The organism is Enterococcus sp. BWR-S5, assembly GCF_016745255.1.
Taxonomy (GTDB): Bacteria; Bacillota; Bacilli; order Lactobacillales; family Enterococcaceae; genus Enterococcus_L.
This window is the reverse complement of record NZ_JADOEQ010000012.1, coordinates 48,960-71,271: the sequence shown is the minus strand read 5'-3', so window position 1 is coordinate 71,271 and position 22,312 is coordinate 48,960. Positions and strand designations below refer to the sequence as shown.

The 22,312-nt window shown below is 40.8% G+C and carries 20 protein-coding genes; 2 read left to right on the top strand and 18 right to left on the bottom strand.

Annotated features, from left to right (window positions below; genetic code table 11):
• Position 1 precedes the first annotated feature (1 nt).
• Positions 2–424 carry a pyridoxamine 5'-phosphate oxidase family protein gene (locus IW510_RS13935; RefSeq protein WP_202060642.1) on the bottom strand — a complete coding sequence of 141 codons (423 nt, stop codon included), beginning with the start codon at positions 422–424 and terminating at the stop codon, positions 2–4.
• Positions 425–580: 156 nt separating this feature from the next.
• On the opposite strand from IW510_RS13935, the gene IW510_RS13930 reads away from it, so the two are divergent.
• A complete protein-coding gene (locus IW510_RS13930) occupies positions 581–1,516 on the top strand; it encodes a helix-turn-helix transcriptional regulator (RefSeq protein WP_202060641.1) in 936 nt (311 codons plus the stop codon).
• A gap of 190 nt (positions 1,517–1,706) precedes the next feature.
• Positions 1,707–2,270, top strand: a complete 564-nt coding sequence (locus IW510_RS13925; protein ID WP_202060640.1) for a YdeI/OmpD-associated family protein — start codon at positions 1,707–1,709, stop codon at positions 2,268–2,270.
• 112 nt (positions 2,271–2,382) lie between these two features.
• On the opposite strand, the gene IW510_RS13920 is transcribed toward IW510_RS13925, so the two are convergent.
• The 17 genes from IW510_RS13920 to IW510_RS13840 form a co-directional block, all read right to left on the bottom strand.
• Entirely contained in the window at positions 2,383–2,952 is a 570-nt protein-coding gene (locus tag IW510_RS13920; protein ID WP_202060639.1) for a GNAT family N-acetyltransferase, read from the bottom strand.
• Between the two features lie 28 nt (positions 2,953–2,980).
• Positions 2,981–3,145 carry a hypothetical protein gene (locus tag IW510_RS13915; protein ID WP_202060638.1) on the bottom strand — a complete coding sequence of 55 codons (165 nt, stop codon included), beginning with the start codon at positions 3,143–3,145 and terminating at the stop codon, positions 2,981–2,983.
• Positions 3,146–3,163: 18 nt separating this feature from the next.
• Entirely contained in the window at positions 3,164–3,688 is a 525-nt protein-coding gene (locus IW510_RS13910) for a GNAT family N-acetyltransferase (RefSeq protein WP_236674753.1), read from the bottom strand.
• 33 nt (positions 3,689–3,721) lie between these two features.
• Complete coding sequence (locus IW510_RS13905) at positions 3,722–4,441, bottom strand: MarR family winged helix-turn-helix transcriptional regulator (protein ID WP_202060637.1); 720 nt, start codon at positions 4,439–4,441, stop codon at positions 3,722–3,724.
• Positions 4,442–4,639: 198 nt separating this feature from the next.
• Positions 4,640–5,599 (bottom strand): transketolase family protein, encoded by a 960-nt coding sequence (locus IW510_RS13900; protein WP_202060636.1) that lies wholly within the window; start codon positions 5,597–5,599, stop codon positions 4,640–4,642.
• On the bottom strand, positions 5,599–6,453 hold the full coding sequence (locus tag IW510_RS13895; protein ID WP_442896436.1) for a transketolase: 855 nt from the start codon (positions 6,451–6,453) through the stop codon (positions 5,599–5,601). The genes IW510_RS13900 and IW510_RS13895 overlap by 1 nt, the downstream gene beginning before the upstream one ends.
• Positions 6,454–6,487: 34 nt before the next feature.
• On the bottom strand, positions 6,488–7,849 hold the full coding sequence (locus IW510_RS13890; protein WP_202060634.1) for a PTS ascorbate transporter subunit IIC: 1,362 nt from the start codon (positions 7,847–7,849) through the stop codon (positions 6,488–6,490).
• A 47-nt stretch (positions 7,850–7,896) separates the two neighbouring features.
• Positions 7,897–8,178: a PTS sugar transporter subunit IIB gene (locus IW510_RS13885; RefSeq protein ID WP_202060633.1), complete on the bottom strand. Its 282-nt coding sequence runs from the start codon at positions 8,176–8,178 to the stop codon at positions 7,897–7,899.
• A 1-nt stretch (position 8,179) separates the two neighbouring features.
• Positions 8,180–10,225 carry a BglG family transcription antiterminator gene (locus tag IW510_RS13880; RefSeq protein WP_202060631.1) on the bottom strand — a complete coding sequence of 682 codons (2,046 nt, stop codon included), beginning with the start codon at positions 10,223–10,225 and terminating at the stop codon, positions 8,180–8,182.
• A 337-nt stretch (positions 10,226–10,562) separates the two neighbouring features.
• Positions 10,563–11,735, bottom strand: coding sequence for a molecular chaperone DnaJ (dnaJ, locus tag IW510_RS13875; RefSeq protein WP_202060629.1), 1,173 nt, complete (start codon positions 11,733–11,735; stop codon positions 10,563–10,565).
• A 385-nt stretch (positions 11,736–12,120) separates the two neighbouring features.
• Entirely contained in the window at positions 12,121–13,950 is a 1,830-nt protein-coding gene (gene dnaK, locus IW510_RS13870; RefSeq protein ID WP_202060627.1) for a molecular chaperone DnaK, read from the bottom strand.
• A 68-nt stretch (positions 13,951–14,018) separates the two neighbouring features.
• The gene (gene grpE, locus IW510_RS13865) at positions 14,019–14,543 is read right to left on the bottom strand and encodes a nucleotide exchange factor GrpE (protein WP_442896431.1); all 525 of its coding nucleotides are present in this window, start codon (positions 14,541–14,543) and stop codon (positions 14,019–14,021) included.
• A gap of 61 nt (positions 14,544–14,604) precedes the next feature.
• Complete coding sequence (gene hrcA, locus IW510_RS13860) at positions 14,605–15,648, bottom strand: heat-inducible transcriptional repressor HrcA (protein ID WP_202060624.1); 1,044 nt, start codon at positions 15,646–15,648, stop codon at positions 14,605–14,607.
• Between the two features lie 156 nt (positions 15,649–15,804).
• On the bottom strand, positions 15,805–16,968 hold the full coding sequence (gene hemW, locus IW510_RS13855; RefSeq protein WP_202060623.1) for a radical SAM family heme chaperone HemW: 1,164 nt from the start codon (positions 16,966–16,968) through the stop codon (positions 15,805–15,807).
• A gap of 520 nt (positions 16,969–17,488) precedes the next feature.
• The gene (locus tag IW510_RS13850) at positions 17,489–17,893 is read right to left on the bottom strand and encodes a hypothetical protein (protein WP_202060621.1); all 405 of its coding nucleotides are present in this window, start codon (positions 17,891–17,893) and stop codon (positions 17,489–17,491) included.
• A gap of 165 nt (positions 17,894–18,058) precedes the next feature.
• Entirely contained in the window at positions 18,059–18,394 is a 336-nt protein-coding gene (locus IW510_RS13845; protein WP_202060619.1) for a DUF7006 family protein, read from the bottom strand.
• A gap of 5 nt (positions 18,395–18,399) precedes the next feature.
• Positions 18,400–22,308 carry a pectate lyase-like adhesive domain-containing protein gene (locus tag IW510_RS13840; RefSeq protein ID WP_202060617.1) on the bottom strand — a complete coding sequence of 1,303 codons (3,909 nt, stop codon included), beginning with the start codon at positions 22,306–22,308 and terminating at the stop codon, positions 18,400–18,402.
• Positions 22,309–22,312: the final 4 nt, after the last annotated feature.

The window sequence follows — 22,312 nt, the reverse complement described above, 5'->3', positions numbered from 1 at the left end:
GCTATACCGTAATGTTTTCTCTAAAGGTCATACCAGAAATCACCGTTGCCTGTTCAAACCCGATTTCATAAACCTGCAGATGTTCTCCACCCGATTCAATAATTTCGGCATAAAAAGGCATTTTTGCAATCCAAGCCTCTGCTAAGTCCTGTAAGGATTTTTCACTTGGCTTAGCAGTTCCTTTCAAGATACGAACATGGTCACTTTCATCTCCCTTAATCACAGTTGTCAATGCAACCAGCGGGTTCGCCTGCAGCTCAGCTACTTTCTCGTTCCCTTTGAAGGTGGAAAAATAGACGACCTTTCTTTCCGGATCATAAAGAAAATTAACAATTCTGACATTTGGCTGTCCCTCTACACTTGTTGCCAATGCGATTTCCTGTTGTGTCTCCATTACTTCTTTAAACATATTTTCTGCGTTCATTTTGATTCCTCCTAAATTATTCGTTGCCTGATACAAGATAATTCTATCAAAAGAACCTTGACAACTATTTGTCAGGGTTCTATGCTTTTATCAAAGAAAGTTTTTTATCTGATTCAGCTATTCCACTTTAACAATCAGAAATAAAAGGAGGTCTACATGAAAAGTGAACGTTTGTTAGCTATCACCATGATGCTTTTAGAACAGGAACAAATCAGCGCACCACAGCTTGCAGAACGCTTTGAGGTCTCTGTCCGAACCATTTACAGAGATATAGATTCACTCAGTCAGGCCGGCATTCCTGTCGTTGCTTTTCCTGGAAGCAAAGGTGGTATCCGTATTATGGAAAACTACAAAATTGATCAGCGCTTCTTTACCACCTCAGATTTGATTTCTCTTTTAACCAGTCTAAACAGCTTAAGTCGACATATGAACAGCAAGCAGACTGCTTACACCATAGAAAAACTGAAGTCTTTGGTCCCTAAAAAATTGGAGCAAGAGGTCGCATTAAAGACAGACCAGTTGATTATTGACCTGTCTCCCTGGATTCAAAATGGACAGGCGGGTGCATCGATAGAGTTGATTCAGCAGTCTCTTGATACACAATACGCCCTTTCCATCGAATATGAGAATCGTGCCGGAGACTATTCAAAACGCTCAATCGAGCCTTATCGATTGATTCTTAAAGAAAGCAGCTGGTATACACAGGCTTTCTGCTTAGAAAAACAGGAGTTTCGAATTTTTAAGCTATCACGAATGAAAAACATCCAATCAACCAACAGACCAATTACGCAAAGAACACCGCCGCCTGTTGTTTTCGGAAGAGATACTTCCGGCAGAACAGCTTTCATGACACTCTCTTTGGAGGTAGATTACTCTGTAAAAGACCAGTTGGCGGAACGCTTCAACGATTTGGAGTTTGTTCCACAAAAAGAAGCCGGTCGTTACTTCGTTGAATTTCCATATTTTATTCCTGATGAATTCGGCTACCATCTTCTATTAGGCTTTGGTACTCGGTGTAAATGCTTAGCACCTGACATAATCCGAGAAGAATTAGTGAAACGGCTGGAGGCAATGCTGGAATTTTATAAATAGACAAGGCAGTTCGACTCACAGGTAATTTTTCGTTAAAAAAGAAGCCAACGATTGTGTTGGTAATTGATTTTAAAGAGGGGTTATTTTGAAAAACAGCTACATTTTTATAGTAAGTATCCGTATAATAGAAAGGTAGAGTAATTTTCTTGTTAAAAAGCAATGAGTTTATTTCAATGAAGGAGGCAATAAGATGGGAGAGCCCTTGCATTTTGACACACGTGAAGCATTTAGAAGCTGGTTAACAGAGAACAGTCAGTCCAGTGAAGGCGTTTGGTTGTTGTTTGGAAAAAACAAAAAGATAGCGACTTTAAAAGCCGGTGAGGCATTAGAAGAGGCACTTTGCTTTGGTTGGATTGATGGTTTGATGAAAAAGATTGATGATGATTCTTATATGAAGTATTTTGCTTCCAGAAGAACTGACAGCAAGTGGTCCGTAAAGAATAAGTCATTAGTCGAAGCGTTGGAAAAGCATGGACTGATGACCGACTATGGAAGAACGAAAGTAGCTGAAGCCAAGAAAAATGGTCAGTGGGAAAAGGCCACGAAGCCATCAGCTATTCCAGAAGAACAGATAGCAGAGGTTGCCAAAATGCTGCAAGTAAATGAGCAGGCATACTCAAACTTTCAAGGAATGTCTCCTTCTGTAAAGAAAACTTATACTAGGGCTTATTTAGATGCTAAAACAGAAGCTGGTCGTGCGAAGCGTCTTGCTTGGATGATTGACCGTTTAGAAAAAAATTTGAAGCCAATGTAAGCTCTCTTTAAAAAAGCAGATAATTGCGTAAGAGTCTGAGACAACCATCCATGGCGGCAGCTGATCCCATAGATGGTTATCTCAGACTCTTCTATAAAATACTCTTGCTGCATCAGTTAACACACTTAAGCATTAAGGCTGTTTCTTCCACACCGTAATCACCCTCGCCATAGAGATATATATACTCAGCCTTTAAAAAATCCTTCATCAGCTTATTTGACAACTGAAACCCGGCCTTCTCATAAGACCTGACTGCTCTTTTATTCTGTACTGCTGGTGCAATAATAAACGTTGTAACATTCATTTCTTTCTTCAAAAGGTCACTGAGAGAAACCAGTGCCTCTGTTCCAAAGCCTTTTCCGCAATTTGCCTCGCTATTCATCCAAATATCAAACTCTGCATGTGACGGTTTCAAATGAAAGGCAGAGTAGCTGACAAAGCCAACAGAGACATCCTCAACGACAATAAGATAGCCTCTTCCCTTTTGCGGATTGGAGCCGGTGAAATAATACTCTTCATAATACTGCGTACAAAATTCTTCATAAGAAGCAATTGACTTTTCAGAAAAATATGGCGGTCCTGAATGGGATTTCGTCGTCTCAGATTGAAAACACCAGTCGTATACATTTTTTCTATCCTCCAGCCCAGCCGGAACCAATTTAATTTTACTCCTTGTCGCCATGAGCACTCTCCTTTCGGGTATTCTTCTCTTAGTAATTAGCGGAATAGCTGTTTTTATAGCTCACTAAACCAAATGTTTCAGCAAATACCGTGGCTTTTGCATCCAATTCGATTCTTTTCTTTTCCAGCTCAAGACGAGACAATGTACTTGTTTCTTTTATAATCTTTTTTGAGTTTTCAATAAGTTCTTTCATAACTGTTCCTCCTATTCATTAACAGACTTCCTCTGTGATTTTCTTGCCCATCCAGAAAAAATTGATATCATGCTTTTTAAACGGAAAAAGCAAGACTCGATAATCTCTTTTCATATAGAAGATACTGGCGTTTTTACGTCCGGTAAGAATAACAACAGAATGCCCGTGATCCACTGCATAGGCTTCGCAATAATCCAGCAATTGATTTCCGATTCGCTTTCCCTGAAACTCAGGTGTTACTGCCACCTGACGAATTCTTGCAAAGCGAAAAGGATAAAGCTGAATAGAGGCTGTACCAATTACTTGGCCATCTTCAACGGCAATATACGTCGTCCAATTCTTTTCTTGCTTCCTATTAATTGTGCTTCCCAGTACCTGTTTCCTAAGCGTCATTGCATCATAATCTTGTTGGCTGAACTTTTCTGCTACTTGAATATCCATCATCAGACCTCCATTATCTATGAATTGTACCTCAACATTCGTATGTCCCAGCTGCTCAAAACCAATAAACGATCCCCTACTGATGTTATGCTGCTTCCCCAATAACTTCTCTCTCACTACTCATTCTAACAAGACTTACCAGTTATCCCATTCGCTGTCTTCTTTCTTATCAAAAGTCTCCGAACGACGCCCACGTTCAGTTTTCCCTTCCCTGTAAAAAGGATCGAACTCTCTTTTTTTGAAGCTTCGATGGTCGAAATTACGACGCATGGCATGCTTCATTTCACGCATTTCTCTCTTAAATTCTTTTCGCTCATGAGGAGACATCGTGCGCATATCTTTTCCGGCAAACTCCTGCATGAACTGCTCACGGAATTCTTTCACTGAGTCAAGCATCTCAAATGGCAGTTTAGGAAAATCGGACAAATCGCAGAAATCCGCTCCCCAGCCATTTTGAACCTTGTTTAGCAGCTGATTCAATTCTCTTTGCTCTTCCTCCGATAAGCCGGCAAAAAATTCTTCTGAACGAAGCTGACTTTCTTTTACCGGGTTCGCCTTTAATCGTCCCGCTTCAGTGAGGAATACTTGCTTAATCCGTTTGTCATTTGGGTCCTCACGTCGTTCGATTTCCCCACGCTGCTCCAGCTTCTTCAGTATTTCGGTTAAAGAGCTGGGCCGAATATCTAATATTTCTGCTAAAACTCCCTGTGTCATGCCGTCTTCTTCCAACAACAAATCAAGTACCAATTGTTGTGTGGGAGCCTTTTTCTTAAGCATCGCTGTGTTGATAAGTCTGCTCCCTGCTGTTCCCACAATGGATAGATTCCTTAATAATTCTTCTGTATAGTCGCTCATTGTCGATCCTTCTTTCCATTATTTTTATGATTAATGTCATTAATTAGTTAGGTACCTATGTTTTATAAAAAGAATTATACTTCGGTACCTAACTATTGTCAATAATTAATTTATAAAATATTGATATGTTTAAATTTTTTTATATTTAGTCCGAACAAAAAAAACTGTGCCGCACGTTCTCCCGCGCGGCACAGCTTCCTATTTTTCCATAAATGAAACAATTTTTTGTTTGATTTGTTTTGCTGTCAATCCATAGGCTTCCTGCAGATACTCCGGTGTGCCTACCTGTCCAAATTGCTCGTTCACACCAATTCTCAGTAGCGGAACAGGTATATTTTCCTCTGCCAACACTTCAGCAACAGCACTCCCCAAGCCACCGGTAATAGAATGGTTTTCTATGGTTATGATGCCCTTTTTGTTCTGTGCCTTTTTTACAACCAAGGCTCTATCAAGGGGTTTAATCGTAAACATATCAATCACTTCACAACTAATTCCCTCTTCCAATAACTCCTCAGAAACGGTTAGCGCTTCTGAAACAAGCTGACCGGCAGCGATAAATAGAATATCCTTTCCATCACGCAGAAGATTTCCCTTGCCGAGCTGAAATTCAGTGTCCTCTTCGTATATATCCGGAACGCTTTTTCGGTTTCCACGAACATAGTGAATACCAGTATGCTTACTAAATTCTTTGATAATCCATTTCATCTGAACAGCATCCGCCGCATCACAAATGACTGCTTCGGGAATCATTCGAATCAAAGCAACATCTTCCCAGGTTGTGTGTGTTCCGCCGTTGTGTCCAACAGCAAAGCCGGGGTCCGATCCATAGATGTTTATTGTATTTTTTGAATAGCCGCCAGATAGAAATAATTGGTCAAAAACACGTCTTGTAGCAAAAGGGCCAAAGGTATGAACAAATGGTATATAGCCAGTCAGACTTAAACCGGCTGCAACACCAATCATATTGGCCTCTGCAATCCCAACGTTTATGAATCGCTTTGAATCAGCTTCGGCAAGCTTGTTCCAGCCGCTTGCTGCGCCAAGATCCGCTTCCAATGCTACAATATGTTCATTTTCGACCATCAGCTCCTCGATTGCTGAAACAACACAGCTGCGAAGCTCAGGACCAAGTACTCTGTTTTCCTTCACATCAACCATTATTCTTCCATCTCCTTGATTTCCCGTTCAAGCTCGACCAGAGCTTGCTCCGCTGCTTGATTTACCTCTTCGCTGTTGAACTTCACTGAATGATTGTCTGCCAGCTCTTCAAAATAGGGTATGCCCTGTCCCTTTACTGAATCCAAAATAATGCAAACTGCTTGGTCTTCAATTTCTTTACTTCGTTGAATGGCTTGATCGATAGCCGATAAATCAGCTCCATTAACTTTGCTCACATAAAAGCCAAAAGCCTTCATCTTTTCAGCTAAGTCAAAGGGCGCCAGTATTTCTTCCGTCGTGCCATCCAACTGCTTTTTATTCTCGTCGATAATGACGATACAATGTGTCAGCTTCGCATGAGCAATATATTGAAAAGCTTCCCAGCACTGCCCTTCGTTCAACTCACCATCTCCAACAATCAAATACACATAGTTTTCTGACTGCGAAAGCCTTAATCCTGTGGCTATTCCTGCTGCCATCGAGGTTCCTTGTCCTAATGAGCCAGTCGTTGCATCAACACCGGGTGTCTTATTTCGATCCGGATGAGAAGGCAAACTAGTTCCCCCTTCATTCAACGTTTCCAATAACCCTCGATCAAAAAATCCTGTATTTGCCAATGCGCTGTAGAGTGCTACTCCAGCATGTCCCTTTGAAAGTACCAAGCGATCACGGTTTTCCCACAAGGGTTGTTTAGGATTAATAAGCATCTGTCTCCCATAAAGAACCGCCAGCAATTCAACAATCGATAACGAACCGCCTAGATGCCCCTGCCCCATTTTCTTTATTGCAAACAAGGTATCACGTCTAATTTTTTTTGCCAATAACTCAACCTGCTGTCGTTCTTCTGTCAGCATACCTGTCGTCATTTTATCTGCTCCTTTTCACATATTACTCTGAAACTGCTTTTGCATTTTTCTTCCCAAAAAGTGTCAAGCCTAGCAAAACAGCTAGAACAGCTAGAATTCCTGCAATGACTAAAATTTGACCCCCGTTATTGGCCAGATTTCCCAAGAATATTCCTGTAACACCATAATCTGTATCAGAGAAGGTCGAGCCTTGGAAGCCTAAATCACCCATGACAGGCATTAGTAAAATTGGCATAAAGCTGATGATAATCCCATGAATGAACGAGCCAACAACAGCTCCCCTTACGCCACCAGTAGCATTTCCATACACACCTGCTGTCGCCCCACAGAAAAAGTGAGGAACCACGCCGGGAATAATTACTGTTGTGCCGGTCAAAACCATAATGACCAGACTGACAATTCCTCCAACAAAGCTTGTCAAAAAGCCGATCAATACCGCATTCGGTGCATAAGGAAATACGATAGGGCAATCCAATGCCGGAATGGAATTCGGTACTAGCTTTTCTGAGATTCCTTTGAAGGCAGGAACGATTTCTGCCAGAATCAAGCGAACACCAGCCAAAATAACAAATACACCCGCGGCAAATGAACCAGCTTGCTGCAGCGAATAAATGATATAATTCATTCCGCCGCTGAGATTCTCACTCACAAATTGGTTTCCTGCAAAAAGTGCAACAATGACATAAACAACTGCCATCGTTAAGGTAATGCTTACAGTCGAATCACGCAAGAAGGACAGTCCTTTTGGAAAATTAATATCCTCTGTTGACCGTTCCTTATTTCCGACATATTTTCCAATCAAACCGCTTAAAGCATACCCAAAGTTTCCTGTATGTCCCAAGGCAACAGAATCATTTTTAGTGATTTGACGTGTAAAGGGTTGTGCAATCGCCGGAAAAATTGTGTTTGCCAAACCTAATGCCAACCCGCCAAACACAACTAAAGCAATAGTGCTCATACCTGTTACACTTAGAATGACGGCAATCATGCACGCCATATACAGTGTGGCATGCCCAGTCAAATAGATGTATTTATAGCGCGTGATACGAGCAATCAGAATGTTGAACACCATGCCCGTCAGCATAATAAGTGCTGTATACGTACCATATTTAGTCAATGCCAAGGCAACGATTGCTTCATTATTTGGCACAACGCCTTGCATGTTGAAGGCTGCCTGAAACATTTCTCCAAAAGGCGCCAGTGACCCTTCAATGACGCCCGCACCTGCTGTCACAACTAGAAATCCAACAAAGGTTTTGATACCGCCTTTTACTGTTGCTGCCAAATCCTTCTTTTGCAGTACATTTCCCAAAACAGCAATTAAAGCAACCAGTAATGCCGGTGTACTCGCAATATCAATTAAAATATCTAAAACATTATCCATTTCCCCAACTCCTTACTTGTTAAAATCCCTCAACATATCTCTGCACCCTACAGAAGCCCTTTTTCCTTGCAAACTGCTGTCACTTTTTCCTTCAGCTCGTCCATGTCAATGATACTGTTCAAAACAACCACTTCACCCAAATGCTGGGCACTGTCTGCTAAATCGCCACCAACAAAAAATACATCCGCCAGCTCGGGAGCCGCACTCCCCATGTCATAGTGAGCAACCTCCACCCCATTTACGCCAATCTCATTCAGTACTGTATTGATATTCATTTCCACCATAAAGCTTGACCCTAATCCTGAGCCGCAAACTGCTGCAAATTTCATCTTAATCTTCTCCTTCTGTTATAATTTCAAGAATTTCCTGTTTTGTTTCTGCTTGAAGTAATCCCGATAATTTTTCTTTATTCGATAAGATTCTTGTCAGGCTTGCTAATGCCTTCAAATGCATCTCGTTGTCGACAGCTGCCAGACAAATGAAAATCTGAATGGGATGCTTCTCATCATCCAGTAGTAAAATCGGTTCCTGTACCTTAAGCAAGGACATGCCTAATCCCTTCACACCCTCTTCCGGTCGAGCATGAGGCAATGCAACGCCTTCACCAATATGGATAAATGGTCCGTGCTTCTTCACCTTGTTAATCATTGCTGTGACATAGCGCGGTTCTATCTTATTCTCTTTTTTTAACGGCTCTGCTGCGTAATCGATGGCTTCCTCCCAATCCATGGAGCTGTCTGATAACTGGATCATCTCTTCTGTCAATAACTCGGATAACATTGGTCGATCATCTTCCCTTCTCTTCATCTCTTTATTCATTTTTTTCTGTACGATTTTGTACAGCTTCTCTTTTGTAATCCCCTTTTTCAACACAATATGGGGGAATAGGATATCAATGATTTCATCTACCGAAGGGATCAATGTTTTTTGAAAAAGAAAATCCTCCTGCACTTCTCTCATCAATGTATTCTTTTCCAGCTGAGACATAATGGGGTTAATCACATATAGCCTTTTTTCCGTCTTGATAGGAACACTGGAGAAAATCATATCTATCTCCTCATAGCCTTCCGTTTCATTGTAGGCCTCAAAAGAACTGGTCTCAGAAAAATCAATTTGCGGAAACAGCTCCTGAAGTTCAGATTTCATAATCATTGACGAACTGATTCCACTTGGGCAAAGTATCAACCCCTGCAGCTGTAAATCTTGTTTTTTTACTTTTCGACTTCGGATAGTCCCACCAAATAATACGGTGAAGTATCCGACCTCCTCAATTGGAATACTTCGCTGAACCAGTCTTTCAAGCGGATACAGACTTCGTTTCGTAATTTCAAAGATTTCATGGTATTGCACAACAATTTCTTCAATCAGTACATTATTCAAGGGTAGACCAAATCTAATTCGAAAGTATGCCGGTACTAAATGATAAAACAAGTCTAATAGCAGCTTTCTGTATTCTTGGAACTCTACAGCTGCCAGGCGCTCAACTTCATGAATAATTTTTCCCGCACATGCCAACAAAAAATCAAGAGAACTATCTTGTATCTCTCCCTGCACAACAGTCATAAATAGAATCGTGATATACAATACTTCCATTTCTCTATCTTTGATACCTGAAAACGCCTGTAGAAATTGTTCAGAAGCTTTTCCGGCAGCTAAGTTTCTCAATAGCTCTTGATCCGCTTTCGAGAACTGGATAGCGCTTGTCTTTGTTCGACCAATTAAATAAGAAATGAAATAGACCATTTCTTCAAAACGACTGGGGACAAGCATCAGATTGAAAGACTCAATCGTTTTTGAGAAATGCCGACGAACCTCTGCATAAAACTGAGTCGAGACAGTTAACAATCCCTTATACAGCAATCGTTTACCATTGCTGTAGGCAATTAGTTCACCTAATAAATCATAAGCGATCGCTCTGATGGCCGATTCTTCTCCTGATAAAAAGAACCCTTTTCGCCTGGAATACTCCAAAGCAACATGTTGATGGTTTAGGAAGCCTCTAAGTTTTTTTACATCTGTCAGAATCGTGTTCTTACTGACCATGAAAAATTCCTGAAAATAAAAAACAGATAGCTCTTCAAAATTACTAAAGGTCAAGAAATAAATCATTGCTTGGCGTTCCTGTTCAGAATAAATCACCTCTTCTTCCCGCCGACCGAACATGAGTGTCAGCCAATTTTTAGAGACGCTTTGGGAAATCTTGATATGGTTTTCCGTGAGCTCAATCTGTTCATTCAGCAGCTTCTCCGAAAGACCGACTAGTTTTTTCAATTCAAACATGAGCTCTTCTTGATTGATTCCCGTTTTTTCAACAGCCTCTTTAAGCGACAGTGTTTGATTTCCCATTGACATAATATAACTAACTCTGTAATCCATCGTTATCCTTCCTCCTCCTTTACTATATAATGTGCTCCTCGAAATTCCCAGAACAATTGGGTACAACCGTAAATTCCTTTTTTTATTTGACTGGACCGTCAGTTAAAAAATAACACAGAAAGGAGCATATAAAAGTCGATTTCTAAACAACAATTTATTCGTTCGCCTCATAATGAATCCCCTTACATAAAATATTACAATTTCCCTTTATTTCTTCTTGTTATTGTCTGTTTACTCCAAATAAAAAAACAAGAGTTTAGGTCAACATGACAGCCTAAACTCTTGCTATTTACTCAACTAAAGAACTGAATTAACATATATTTTCTTTATTCAGTCACTATTTTCTTTTTTTGCTACCGAAAGCATCCTTCATTTTATCAAAGAAGCCCTCTTCCTGCTGCTCATTGATTTCCTGACCACCAGCCTTCGCAAAAGCACGTAACGCCTCTCTTTGCTCTTCACTCAGGTTTTTCGGTGTAATCAACTTAACCTTCACATGCTGGTCTCCGTTCGCACCGCCTCTTAAGCGTGGTGCTCCTTTTCCTTTTAGACGGAAATTCGTAGCGGTTTGTGTACCAGCCGGTATTTTCAGCTTCACATCACCATGAACAGTCGGTACCTGAACTTCATCACCCAAAGCTGCCTGTACAAAGCTTAACGGCAATTCGTAGTAGATTTCTGCACCATCTCGATCGAAAATGTTGCTTTCTTCTACACTAAAGACAACATATAAGTCGCCGTACGGTCCGCCATTGATACCAGCTTCCCCTTGATTTGCCAAACGCATTTGTTGACCGTCTTCTACCCCTGCAGGTACATTGACTTTCACACGATGCGCTTTCTTTTCATGACCGGAGCCATGACATGTTGGACAAGGGTCCTTGATTTCTTTCCCTGTTCCGCGACAAACATCACAGGTTTGACGACTCATGACACGTCCAAGAGGTGTCTGACGTTCAACATTTATTGATCCTGAGCCATGACATTTATGACACGTTTCAGGCTGTGTTCCCGGCTTCGCGCCGTTTCCGTGGCAGGTACCACAGACATCTTCACGCTTATATTTGATTTCCTTCTCTATTCCGAAGATTGCTTCCTCAAATTTCAGCTGAATTGTATACTGTAAATCTGATCCTTGTCTAGGAGCAGTTGGGTCAACTGTACGTCCACCGCCACCGCCAAAGAACGAATCAAAGATATCTTCAAAACCACCAAAGCCTCCGCTGCTGCTGAAGCCACCACCGCCAAAGCCTCCGAATCCGCCAGCTCCGCCGCCGTAATTTGGATCAGTTCCTGCATGACCATATTGGTCATACGCAGCCTTTTTCTGTGGGTCGCTCAGAACTTCATATGCTTCTGACAGTTCCTTAAATTTATCCTCTGCATCTGCTTCCTTATTAATATCCGGATGGTATTTTTTGGAAAGCTTCCGATATGCCTTTTTTATTTCATCGTCTGAAGCACCTTTAGATAACCCCAGCACTTCATAGTAATCTCTCTTTGTAGCCATTGGCTTCCCTCCAACTTGTAATTCCATTGAGACTGAGCCAAACTGCTGCAGCCTTTTTTTGTGCACTATTTCTACATGCACATTGTCTCAAACACAACGTCTTACAACAAAAGTATCGTTGTAATCATAACACAATTTAGGCAAAACCTAAATACATTTATGTAAAAACAGAGTCAAGAACCTTTAGAAATCGCTTTTTGTTCAAGGAACAAGCTAAAGCCTGCAATTGCTTTTACAATCAATTGCACTGCAAGAAAATAACGGGACAGAAGCAGCAATTTCACTTCTGTCCCGCCCACTTTCCTAACCATATGAAAGCAACGAAATGAAGTGCCATAAATTATTTCGTGCGATTCATATAACCATACTTGTTCTATTTTAGGAATTAGTCTTCGTCTTTTTCGACTTCTTCAAAATCAGCATCGACAACATCGTCAGCTCCGCCTTGCGCTGCTTCCGGATTTTCCTGAGCTTGTTGTTGTGCTGCCTGTTCGTAAAGTTTCACAGAAAGATTTTGAACGATTTCGTTCAATGCATCACGTTTTGTCTTCATCAATTCGATGTCATTTGCTTCAACAGCTGCTTTCAGCTCATCACGAGCTTCTTCTGCTTTAGTCACATCTTCTGCATCAACCTTGCCTTCAAGCTCCTTCAACGTTTTATCAACAGTGAACAGCAAAGCGTCTACGTCGTTACGAAGATCAACTTCTTCTTTACGTTGTTTATCTGCTTCAGCATTTGCCTCAGCATCCTTAACCATACGTTCAATCTCATCATCAGACAGACCTGAAGAAGATTTGATTGTAATTGTTTGCTCTTTTTGAGTACCTAAGTCTTTCGCACGAACGTTTACGATACCGTTTTTATCGATATCAAAGCTTACTTCGATTTGAGGCACGCCACGTGGTGCTGGTGGAATATCCGTTAATTGGAATCTTCCTAATGTTTTGTTGTCTGCTGCCATTGGGCGTTCACCTTGCAGGACATGGATATCTACTGCTGGCTGGTTATCAGCTGCTGTAGAGAATACTTGTGATTTACTTGTTGGGATTGTTGTATTACGGTCAATCAGCTTAGTGAAGACTCCACCCATTGTTTCAATACCTAATGATAATGGTGTTACGTCTAATAAAACGACATCCTTCACATCACCAGTGATAACGCCACCTTGAATCGCTGCACCCATTGCAACAACTTCATCCGGGTTCACTGATTTATTTGGCTCTTTGTTTGTTTCTTTACGTACTGCTTCAACAACTGCAGGAATACGTGTAGAACCACCAACAAGGATTACTTCATCAATATCAGAAGCATTCAAATCAGCATCTTTCAATGCTTGACGTACAGGAATTTTAGTACGTTCAACCAGATCAGCTGTCAACTCATCAAATTTCGCACGAGTCAAGTTCATTTCCAAGTGCAATGGTCCAGCATCGCCGGCAGTGATAAATGGTAAGCTGATTTGTGTACTTGTTACACCAGACAAATCTTTTTTCGCTTTTTCAGCAGCATCTTTCAAACGCTGTAAAGCCATTTTATCTTGACCTAAGTCAATGCCATTTTCTTTTTTGAATTCTGCAACCATGTAGTCGATAATCTTGTTATCAAAGTCATCCCCACCAAGGTTGTTATCACCTGAAGTAGATAATACATCGAATACGCCGTCTCCTAATTCAAGGATTGAAACGTCAAATGTACCACCACCCAAGTCAAATACGAGGATTTTTTCTTCTTTATCTGTTTTGTCTAAACCATAAGCCAAAGCTGCTGCTGTAGGCTCGTTGACAATACGTTCAACTTCCAAACCGGCAATTTTACCAGCATCTTTTGTTGCTTGACGTTGTGCATCGTTAAAGTAAGCCGGAACAGTGATAACTGCCTTTTCTACTTTTTCTCCCAGATATTCTTCCGCAAAGCCTTTAAGGTATTGTAAAACCATTGCAGAGATTTCCTGAGGTGTGTAAGTTTTGCCGTCCGCTTCTACTTTATAGCCGGCTTCACCCATGTAACGTTTGATAGATGAAACAGTATGAGGATTTGTCACTGCCTGACGCTTTGCAACTTCCCCTACTTGGATTTCTCCATTTTTAAATGAAACGACTGAAGGTGTTGTACGGTTTCCTTCCGGATTTGCAATGATTTTTGCTTCTCCACCTTCTAAAACAGCTACTGCTGAGTTGGTTGTACCTAAGTCAATACCGATAATTTTACTCATAGTTATTATCTCCTGTTCTTTTTAATTTATTTTTTTCTATCTAAATTTCTGAATAAGCATTTTCTTTTCTATTGTGCAACGACGACCATACTGGCACGTAATACCCGATCCTGTAATTTGTAGCCTTTTTGCAGAACCTCAACAATCGTATCGGCTGCAACGCCCTCACCTGCAGGAACAGTTTGTACTGCCTGATGCAGATTTGGATCAAATGGCTCGCCTACAGCAGGAATTTCTTCGATGCCTTCTTCTTTCAGCGCATTCAACAGACTTTCATGAACCATTGAGATGCCCTTTTTCAAGCTGGCTCCCTGTTCGTCATCCACTTCAATAGCCATTGCACGTTCCAAATTATCCATCGCCGGCAAAATTTTCTTTCCTAAATCCTGCGATCTGTAGCGAACCAAAAGCTCACGCTCATTTTTGAAACGATTGCTCATATTCGCAATTTCCGCTCGTGCACGTAGAAATTTATCTTCCATGTCATTCAATTCATTTTTCAGCGTATCCGTTTCCGAGCCTTCTGCTTCTTCCACGTTTTCTGTCTGATCCTGAATCTCATCTTTTACTTCTTCCTGGTTTTCTTTATCCAATCTTGCAACTTCCCTTCTCATTTCGTAGAATCATTTTTATCTTTAAGAATATCGCAAAGCGTTATCCATCAAGAAATCTATAGTAAGAACCTAGTTGTGATGCCAGTTCATGCCTGAATACATCAACCAGACTGAACATTTTTGAGTATGGCATACTTGTCGGTCCCAACAAAGCAATTGTTCCTTTGCCGTGTCCTGCTACTTCATAAGTCGCGGTAATCATACTCATATTATCAAGTAAATCATTACCAATCTCTCTACCAATTTTAAAGCTGATAGGTACGGCAGCATCACCCGATATATCCAGCAAATGAGTCAGTTCTTCTGTATTCTTCATAAAAGAGTAGACTGATTTCAACTGTTCATTATCCAGTCCATCATCAAAGTCTAACAGGTTCAAACGACCGCTAACATATACCTTTTCTTCAAAAATATGTCCCAGCATTGAATCAAACAAATTCATCATGCCTTCCGGTGTTTGAAAGTACCGATGCAAAATCATAGGTATCTCTGTTCTTAAGCGATGATACACAGTCAGCAAGGGTTGCCCGACTAGCTTATCATTGATGATTTTTGTCATTTTCTCTAAATCTTCACTTGAAACAGAAGCGGGTATCGCAAAGACTTGATTCTCCACATTCCCCTTATCCGTTACGATGATCGCGATTACTTGGCGGTCATTCAAAGGAACCATCCGAAATCCTGTTAATTTTCGTTCTTTTACCTCAGGTCCCAAAGAAAAAGCGGTGTAGCTGGTCAGCTCAGATAAAATCTTTGCTGATTGTTCGATGATATCATTGATTTCACGAAATTCTGTTCCAAACGATTGACGGATAAGACTGACTTCTCCCGAATCTACTTCCATCGGCTTCAATAGATGATCGACGTAATAACGATATCCCGCCATCGAGGGAACTCTTCCGGAAGAAGAGTGTGTCTTCAGCAACAAACCATATTCCTCCAACGCCTTCATTTCATTCCGAATTGTCGCAGAGCTGGACTTAATGCCATCCTCCATCAATTTTTTCGAACCTACAGGTGTTCCTGTAGTTGTGTAGTGTTGGATGATAAGTCTCAATATTTCATTTTGTCTTTCTGTAAGCATAATTACCACCCTCCATTAGCACTCTTATCTAATGAGTGCTAACACAAGTATAAATATAGCAAGTCCTGCTTGAATTGTCAAGAAAAAAACAGTAATTTTTAGCACTCTTTATAATCGAGTGCTAAAAATTACTGTGATGCTGTTTTTCCATACGTTTTAATCCAATAAGAAGGACTCAAACACTTCATTTCCTATATAAAGTCCCTTTTCAGTCAAGCTGAAATATTTTTCTGATTCAGCAAGTAAACCTTCTGCTCTCAGCTTTTCAAGAACAGGACCATAAACCTGCTGGATTGTTTCTTGAAATTTTTCTGAGAAACGGTCTTTGCTGACGCCATCCAGCTTTCGCAAGCCCAGAAACATCTCTTCTTCCATTTGATTTTTTCGAGTTAGCTGCTCTGTTTCCAATATCGGCAGTTTGCCTTCTCTTAATGGTCGTAAATAATGTTGAATCGGACCATAGTTGCGGTAACGTACATCACCAAGATACCCGCTGGCACCTGCACCAAAACCGTAGTAATGCTCGTTGTTCCAATAAACTAAATTATGCTGACTCTCTTTTCCCTTCAAAGCAAAATTACTTACTTCATATTGATGTCTCCCTGATTTGGCCATCTCTTCAATCGTTGTCTCAAACATACCAGCTTCTGCATCTTCTCCCGGCAATTCCAATCGCCCTTGCTTGACCCAATTCATAAACATCGTTTTGTTCTCAAGAATCAATGAGTACAAAGAGTAATGAGGTAAGTCAAGCTCGATTGCTTTTCGTAAGGTATCTTGAAAGCCTTCAACTGTTTGACCGGGAAGCGCATAGATTAAGTCGATACTGACATTTTCAAAATTTTCTTTTTCCAGAAAACGCATTGTCTCATAGACATCTTCCGCTGTGTGCTTGCGTCCGATTTTTTTTAGCAAACGGTCATCAAAGGTTTGAACCCCCATTGATAAACGATTTACTCCATAATTTTTCATCACTCGAAGCTTTTCCTGAGTCACATCTCCCGGATTCGCTTCAACCGTAAATTCTCTTCGATCATCGAAAGGCAATAGCTCTCGAACACCTGACAGCAAGCGATCCAATTGCTTGGCCGTCAATGACGTCGGTGTTCCTCCGCCTATGTATAAGGTTTCCATCTGCTTCTCAGGGTGTTTGGCAGTTGTCAGTTGAATTTCCTTCAACAGGGCTTCTATATACTCATCTACCGGCTGTCCTTCCAAAAAAACTTTATTGAAGTCGCAATAGAAACAGATATGCTCGCAAAACGGGATGTGGATGTAGGCTGAGACCTTGTTAGTGCTAATTTTCTCATTTTCAATCATTCGTATCATTTCCTTTATATTCAGTACAGAAATACTAGTTGGATATCTTCCAAACGACTAGCTCAACCGCGTATTTTAATCAATTTCCAGATAGTAGCCTACAACTGTGAAAGCTGAAAAATGCGCTATATCCATTAGCCAGTTTAACATACTTTCATTTGATGTTGTATAAAAAGAGAGTTGCCCTCCTTTCTGCATCTGTAAAACTCTCAACGCTTTTTGATATTTTCTCCCTAATTTTTTCATGACTAAAACCATTGAAAAATGCGTGCAAAACAATTGATTGCAAAAATTCATTACAGTGTATTTCTTAGCTGCATATTTGTCAGACTCAAAAGTTAACGACTATTTAGATGTAAAAATAGGAAGTGGATACTATAAATCACAAAGTCATCGTATGCTCCTCATTTGATACAACAGCCTCATGATTTATTACTATTCTTATTGCTTCTTATTTTGTATCCTCCTAATTCTTAAGTAGCCTACGTTCTATCAAAATATTTACTTACAGCCTTACCAGCTAACTGCCCTCTTCAAAAGACTTCTTCATGTGTTCATATAGTGCAGGGATATCAGAAATCGCTAATTCACATATTTCCTTATACAACTCACTGGATACAGCATCTTTGAATAATTTATCCGGATAGCGGTTGTCCATTTCCCACATAATTTTGGGAACAATTTCATAATTCAGCCTTGATGGGTACGCCTTTCCAAAGTGCCATTCTATGTTTCCTTTAAAGGACTCCACGGCTTCCTTTATTCGTTGATAATCGTGTTCCGTATGTTCATCTTCTTTTAAATGAAAATAAAGTGCCGGTACTTTAAAATATGGTTGCTCTTCAATGTACATTTTGGCTTTTGCTTGCTTAACATTAAAAGTATCTGTCAACAAGTAGGCAACTAACGTTGAATTATCGGACATTTTCTATTCTCCTCTACAATTGAATTTCATATGTAAGAACAAAAAAATTGAAGACCATAAAGCAAACAAAGCAGATAGTTGCCTATTCATACAATAGCAACTACCCGCTTCACTCCTATATCTTACTTGCACAACAAAAATAAATCAGCTTTCCTTCTAAATCACTCAACGGATAGTATAAAGTATTGAATGTCTTCCATGCTCAAACTGTAGCGGAAGCTTTTCCAAATAGGACCGCTTATAGTCTGACTCAATACATGCAATAACCTCTTCACTGTTCTTAAACCACAGTTCATCTGTATGCTCCAAAAAGAAAAATAGCAGCTGACATTTTTCATCGATTCCATGAAGCAGTGAAAGACTTTCTGAAAAGTTCTTTCCATTAATCTGTTCTACTAAATCTCTCGCTTGTTTCTGCATTTTTTTGTAATACTGCTCTAGCTGTTGATCAATCTCCCCTGTACAAAACACTTCTAATTCAAGCTCCCATGAAAAAGTCATCCCTCTCACTCCTGATCTGTCACAAAATTCCAATCGTTGTTCCAATATACCCATTTATCTCCTGTACCATCGTTATATTTTACCGATATCTTATTCCGAATGTCATCAATCGGTATATCCAACTGCTTTGAATCCGTAGTTTTCTTTAGTGGAACAGTATATGATTTATATTTTTTCCCATCCATGTATACGGTAAACTCACTAATATTGGAATAGAAAACCTTCACGCGCTGATTTACAACGGAAAGATAGACTGCTTCTCCGTTCTCCTTCTTAATACCCGGAACAACCAACACATCATCTGAAGCTGAAAGCTTTTTATGATTATGAAGGTCATTTGGTGGCCCAACGATAAATGGTTCCTCTAAGGTTGAATCACCAATGACCGATGCCGTCGTCGTAATCGGTTGACTGTCATCCTTCACGATTGCACTGAGACTGAAGGAAGCAATATTTCCAGGCTTCAGCTCTGATTTCAGGTAGATATCAAGCAGATTTTCTGCCGCTTTGTACTCATATGAATCAACAGCTGCATTATTGAGCAGCTTATCAAATGCATCGTATTGAAGTTGAGGTGACAGCGTAACAGTGACCTTCAGATTTTTTACCGGGTCTCTGCCTGAATCTCGGTTATCCCCACTCTTCACGATTATTTCATAAAGCAACTGATTGCCTTCCGTTAAAATAGGGACGCCTTCTTCATTTCGATCAAAGCCTTCCGGCACGTCAATTGTGATTTCAGGGTTTGATGGTGCAGCCGCCTTCACATCAAAATACAGCGATGGCGTAAAACGATTATCTCCAACTGCATCATGGTAGCCGGTATAACTGTCATAGCTTAATGCAGACGGATTGATGTTTCCAGGTGCGCCATTAGGGTTTTCTGTATAGCTCTCAGGTAATGCACCAATATTTCCTTCGATTGTCGCAGCATCCTTAGCAAAAATCTCAATTGTTTCTCCAACAAGAAGATAGCCTGCTAAATCAAAAACCCATTTCTTTTTAGAAGTTGCTCCTTCTGAAGCAGGTTCACTCGCTGCCGTAATTTCCTTATAAAGCAAATTCCCAGAATCATCTGTTAAAAACTCATTATCTTTTTTCGCAAAAATGAACAGCTTATCAACCATTCGTTGGTCGCGTTCATCCCATAAATCGATGGTTCCAGTTAACTGCTTCGTCGTATCTGCTACTTTCTCCATATCCGAGCTCAGTGATAGTGGCGGTGTGACGTCTTGTACAGTGACCGCTTCAACCTTAATGTCTTCATCAATACTATGGATATTTTGGCTAGAGTTTGTGTCATTGGAACCGCCGCGATAAGCAGCAAGAACCTTGATTTGGTCACCGGCGCTTAGGAAATCACTCAATTCCCAATCAAAAATTCCGCCTCTTGCTTCCTCTCCATAAATGGATACACCAGGTAATGTATCATTTTTACCTTTTGTTGGCACGACTGCTCGTTCCTTTTCGGTACCGTCGGCTCTTAAGATTTGAACAGTAACCCATACCTCTTCCTCCCAGGCATCTCGCGTCTCGCTGCCATCATCTGAATAAGGAACAGTTACATGTCCATAAACATGCTTATCCGCATTCGTTGGAACCCTCAACTCATCAATCACTGCTCGATAATTGTTTCCAGTCATTCGGGTATATTTATCTGCACCTTCATAGTTTGTCGAATTGAATTGATTCGGGAATTCAGAGTAAGCAATTGTTCCAAAATTTCTTCCTGTCAGCTCATAGCCGATTTTACTCCAAAAAACATCTGGGTTGGCATCTAAGTCCACATTGTTTTTCTTTTTCCAGACAGAAAGGCTGACCTTCTTCGATGCAAATACCTGATTGGTTCCGGAGCTTCCTGTAGAAAAGACCTGCCCGCCGTTCACACGATTATTTCTGAAATCATAGAAAATCGGTTCATCTACTTGAATATCGATTCTTGAAGCTCCCGCGTGAACAATCCCTCTATTTTCGCCATAGGTGGTTCCTTCCATTCGGAATGTTGCGTCTTTTCCGATAGTAAATTGGAAATTACCGCTCAATGCTTCAATAGCCGGTCCATCATCAGATTTTGCGTAAATTGTACTGCCAGAGTCCTCTACTTCAAAATAAGACACACCGCCGCTGTCAACAGTAAACTGAATAGCCTGCTGTCCACCGGTGTCACCACCGTTTTGTGCTCGGTTGGTTCCTTCTTTTATAATATTTACCTTACCGCCTGATTTAGCAATAAAACTATTATTTTTCCCATAGAGTCGAATAGCCGCTGCTGAACCAGAATGCTTGGTCACGTTCATCTGCGCCTGATTGGTTACTGAAAATGTTTGGGCACCAACTAATCTGAAGCGTAAGGTTGCACAATAGTTATGCGCTTCACCATCCGCCTCCAGATTCAACACTGTTCCTTTGCCATCCAAATTGAAGATCCCGTCCTTGACCTGATTAACAAAAGCGGAGGTTGTCTTCGGGTTGGCTTTTCCGGCCTCAGAACTAGAGGCTTGTGCATGAGCGCTTACTACCGCGCCACCCAATACCTCTGTTTTTGAGTCTCTTCCATCTTTTGCACTTCCCTGTAGAGTGATGACTCCACCATCTGAGCCATAGAAGGTTCCCTTAGATGTTGCAATCAGCTCTGTTCCTTCATCAACAACAGAAAAGATGATAACATTATTGTCTCCCTCAGTATTTGCCCAGACAGCTTGACGGAGCTCACTGGAAAGCTTGACCTTAGAGCCTTGGTCTACAATTAAAGAAGTCTCAACCGATGCTGTCCCCGGAAGTAGGCGAATAATCGCATGTGCTGCCGTAATCACAACATCTGCCCCATTTGTAATGTGAACATTCGCTGTACAAATTACACCTTTCGAACTGCTTAAGCTAGGTACAGTCTTGTTGCTGTACCACCAGAAATAGCCTTGTATTTCAACATTGCCGCGAGGAACATCAAGAAAATAAGACCCAGCTGTTCCTATCTGTTCATAAGAGCCCTCGATGTTCTTCAGCTTGACAGACCAGTAAAGAGAAGTTGCCGCACTGGAAGAAGTGATAAACCCATCTCTTTTGGCAGAGTAATTAACCGAAAGATTAAGCAGCTCAAATGTACAATCCAGCTTTTTCGTATCGCCCAATTTGAATGCAGTGTTGGCAGTCGTCGTCAACGAGTAGCCCTTCCCATCAATAGCCAAATCGCGTGTAATATTCGACAGGCTGGTACTTGTTGCAACAATATTCGCAGCAAACTCAATTCGGGAAATAGCAGCATTATTAACCGCTGCAATTAACCCTTGATAATCACTAACGACTGCTGTTCCCTCTGAACCATCATCCAAAAGCTGAAATTGTTCGCCTAAGTGCCGCACTGTTAAATCAAACATCTTTACTTGGCCTTCTGCAAAGGCAGACAGTTGCTCCTGTTCTTCCTCCGAAACCAACTCTTCCAGTTCTTCGACCTGTTCTTTGTTGTTTTCCGAGATGTCTACTTTATGCTTTTGAACTACCTTTCCATTTCGCACAATCTGAAAGGTCTGTTCACCAGTATCAAGAATTGGTACGGGAATCGCTAAACGCACCTTTTCTTTCGTTGCTTTAATTTTAAGCTGTACCCCTTCTTCTTCATCAGGAGCAGCTTCAAGCTCTACCTCATCTGATTGAAAATCCTCCAACGTTTCCATCGAAACAGACATGGCATCAGAAGATTGAAGAAGAATTGTTTCCTCTCTAGGTTGATCAATGTCAATGTTTACATAATAGTGATTCACCTTGTCATCGTATTCACTTGAGAGTGCATACGTATTTTTCCCAAGATTCCCCAAAAAACTTACAATTAAGAAAATCATCAGAGAAACGGCAAGCAATACACTGCCTATCACTACAAAAATCTTAGGCTGAACAAGTCTCCTACGGCTCTTTTTCATACTT

Excerpts from the sequence above, each read along its gene's own strand:
- IW510_RS13885 (WP_202060633.1), bottom strand. The coding sequence starts at position 8,178 with ATGAAATTTGCAGCAGTTTGCGGCTCAGGATTAGGGTCAAGCTTTATG.
- IW510_RS13925 (WP_202060640.1), top strand. The coding sequence starts at position 1,707 with ATGGGAGAGCCCTTGCATTTTGACACACGTGAAGCATTTAGAAGCTGG.
- IW510_RS13850 (WP_202060621.1), bottom strand. The coding sequence starts at position 17,893 with ATGTCCGATAATTCAACGTTAGTTGCCTACTTGTTGACAGATACTTTT.
- IW510_RS13930 (WP_202060641.1), top strand. The coding sequence starts at position 581 with ATGAAAAGTGAACGTTTGTTAGCTATCACCATGATGCTTTTAGAACAG.
- hemW (WP_202060623.1), bottom strand. The coding sequence starts at position 16,968 with ATGATTGAAAATGAGAAAATTAGCACTAACAAGGTCTCAGCCTACATC.
- IW510_RS13895 (WP_442896436.1), bottom strand. The coding sequence starts at position 6,453 with ATGCTGACAGAAGAACGACAGCAGGTTGAGTTATTGGCAAAAAAAATT.
- IW510_RS13890 (WP_202060634.1), bottom strand. The coding sequence starts at position 7,849 with ATGGATAATGTTTTAGATATTTTAATTGATATTGCGAGTACACCGGCA.
- dnaK (WP_202060627.1), bottom strand. The coding sequence starts at position 13,950 with ATGAGTAAAATTATCGGTATTGACTTAGGTACAACCAACTCAGCAGTA.
- IW510_RS13880 (WP_202060631.1), bottom strand. The coding sequence starts at position 10,225 with ATGGATTACAGAGTTAGTTATATTATGTCAATGGGAAATCAAACACTG.
- IW510_RS13840 (WP_202060617.1), bottom strand. The coding sequence starts at position 22,308 with ATGAAAAAGAGCCGTAGGAGACTTGTTCAGCCTAAGATTTTTGTAGTG.
- IW510_RS13915 (WP_202060638.1), bottom strand. The coding sequence starts at position 3,145 with ATGAAAGAACTTATTGAAAACTCAAAAAAGATTATAAAAGAAACAAGT.
- IW510_RS13935 (WP_202060642.1), bottom strand. The coding sequence starts at position 424 with ATGAACGCAGAAAATATGTTTAAAGAAGTAATGGAGACACAACAGGAA.
- IW510_RS13900 (WP_202060636.1), bottom strand. The coding sequence starts at position 5,599 with ATGGTTGATGTGAAGGAAAACAGAGTACTTGGTCCTGAGCTTCGCAGC.
- hrcA (WP_202060624.1), bottom strand. The coding sequence starts at position 15,648 with ATGCTTACAGAAAGACAAAATGAAATATTGAGACTTATCATCCAACAC.
- IW510_RS13905 (WP_202060637.1), bottom strand. The coding sequence starts at position 4,441 with ATGAGCGACTATACAGAAGAATTATTAAGGAATCTATCCATTGTGGGA.
- dnaJ (WP_202060629.1), bottom strand. The coding sequence starts at position 11,735 with ATGGCTACAAAGAGAGATTACTATGAAGTGCTGGGGTTATCTAAAGGT.
- IW510_RS13845 (WP_202060619.1), bottom strand. The coding sequence starts at position 18,394 with ATGACTTTTTCATGGGAGCTTGAATTAGAAGTGTTTTGTACAGGGGAG.
- IW510_RS13920 (WP_202060639.1), bottom strand. The coding sequence starts at position 2,952 with ATGGCGACAAGGAGTAAAATTAAATTGGTTCCGGCTGGGCTGGAGGAT.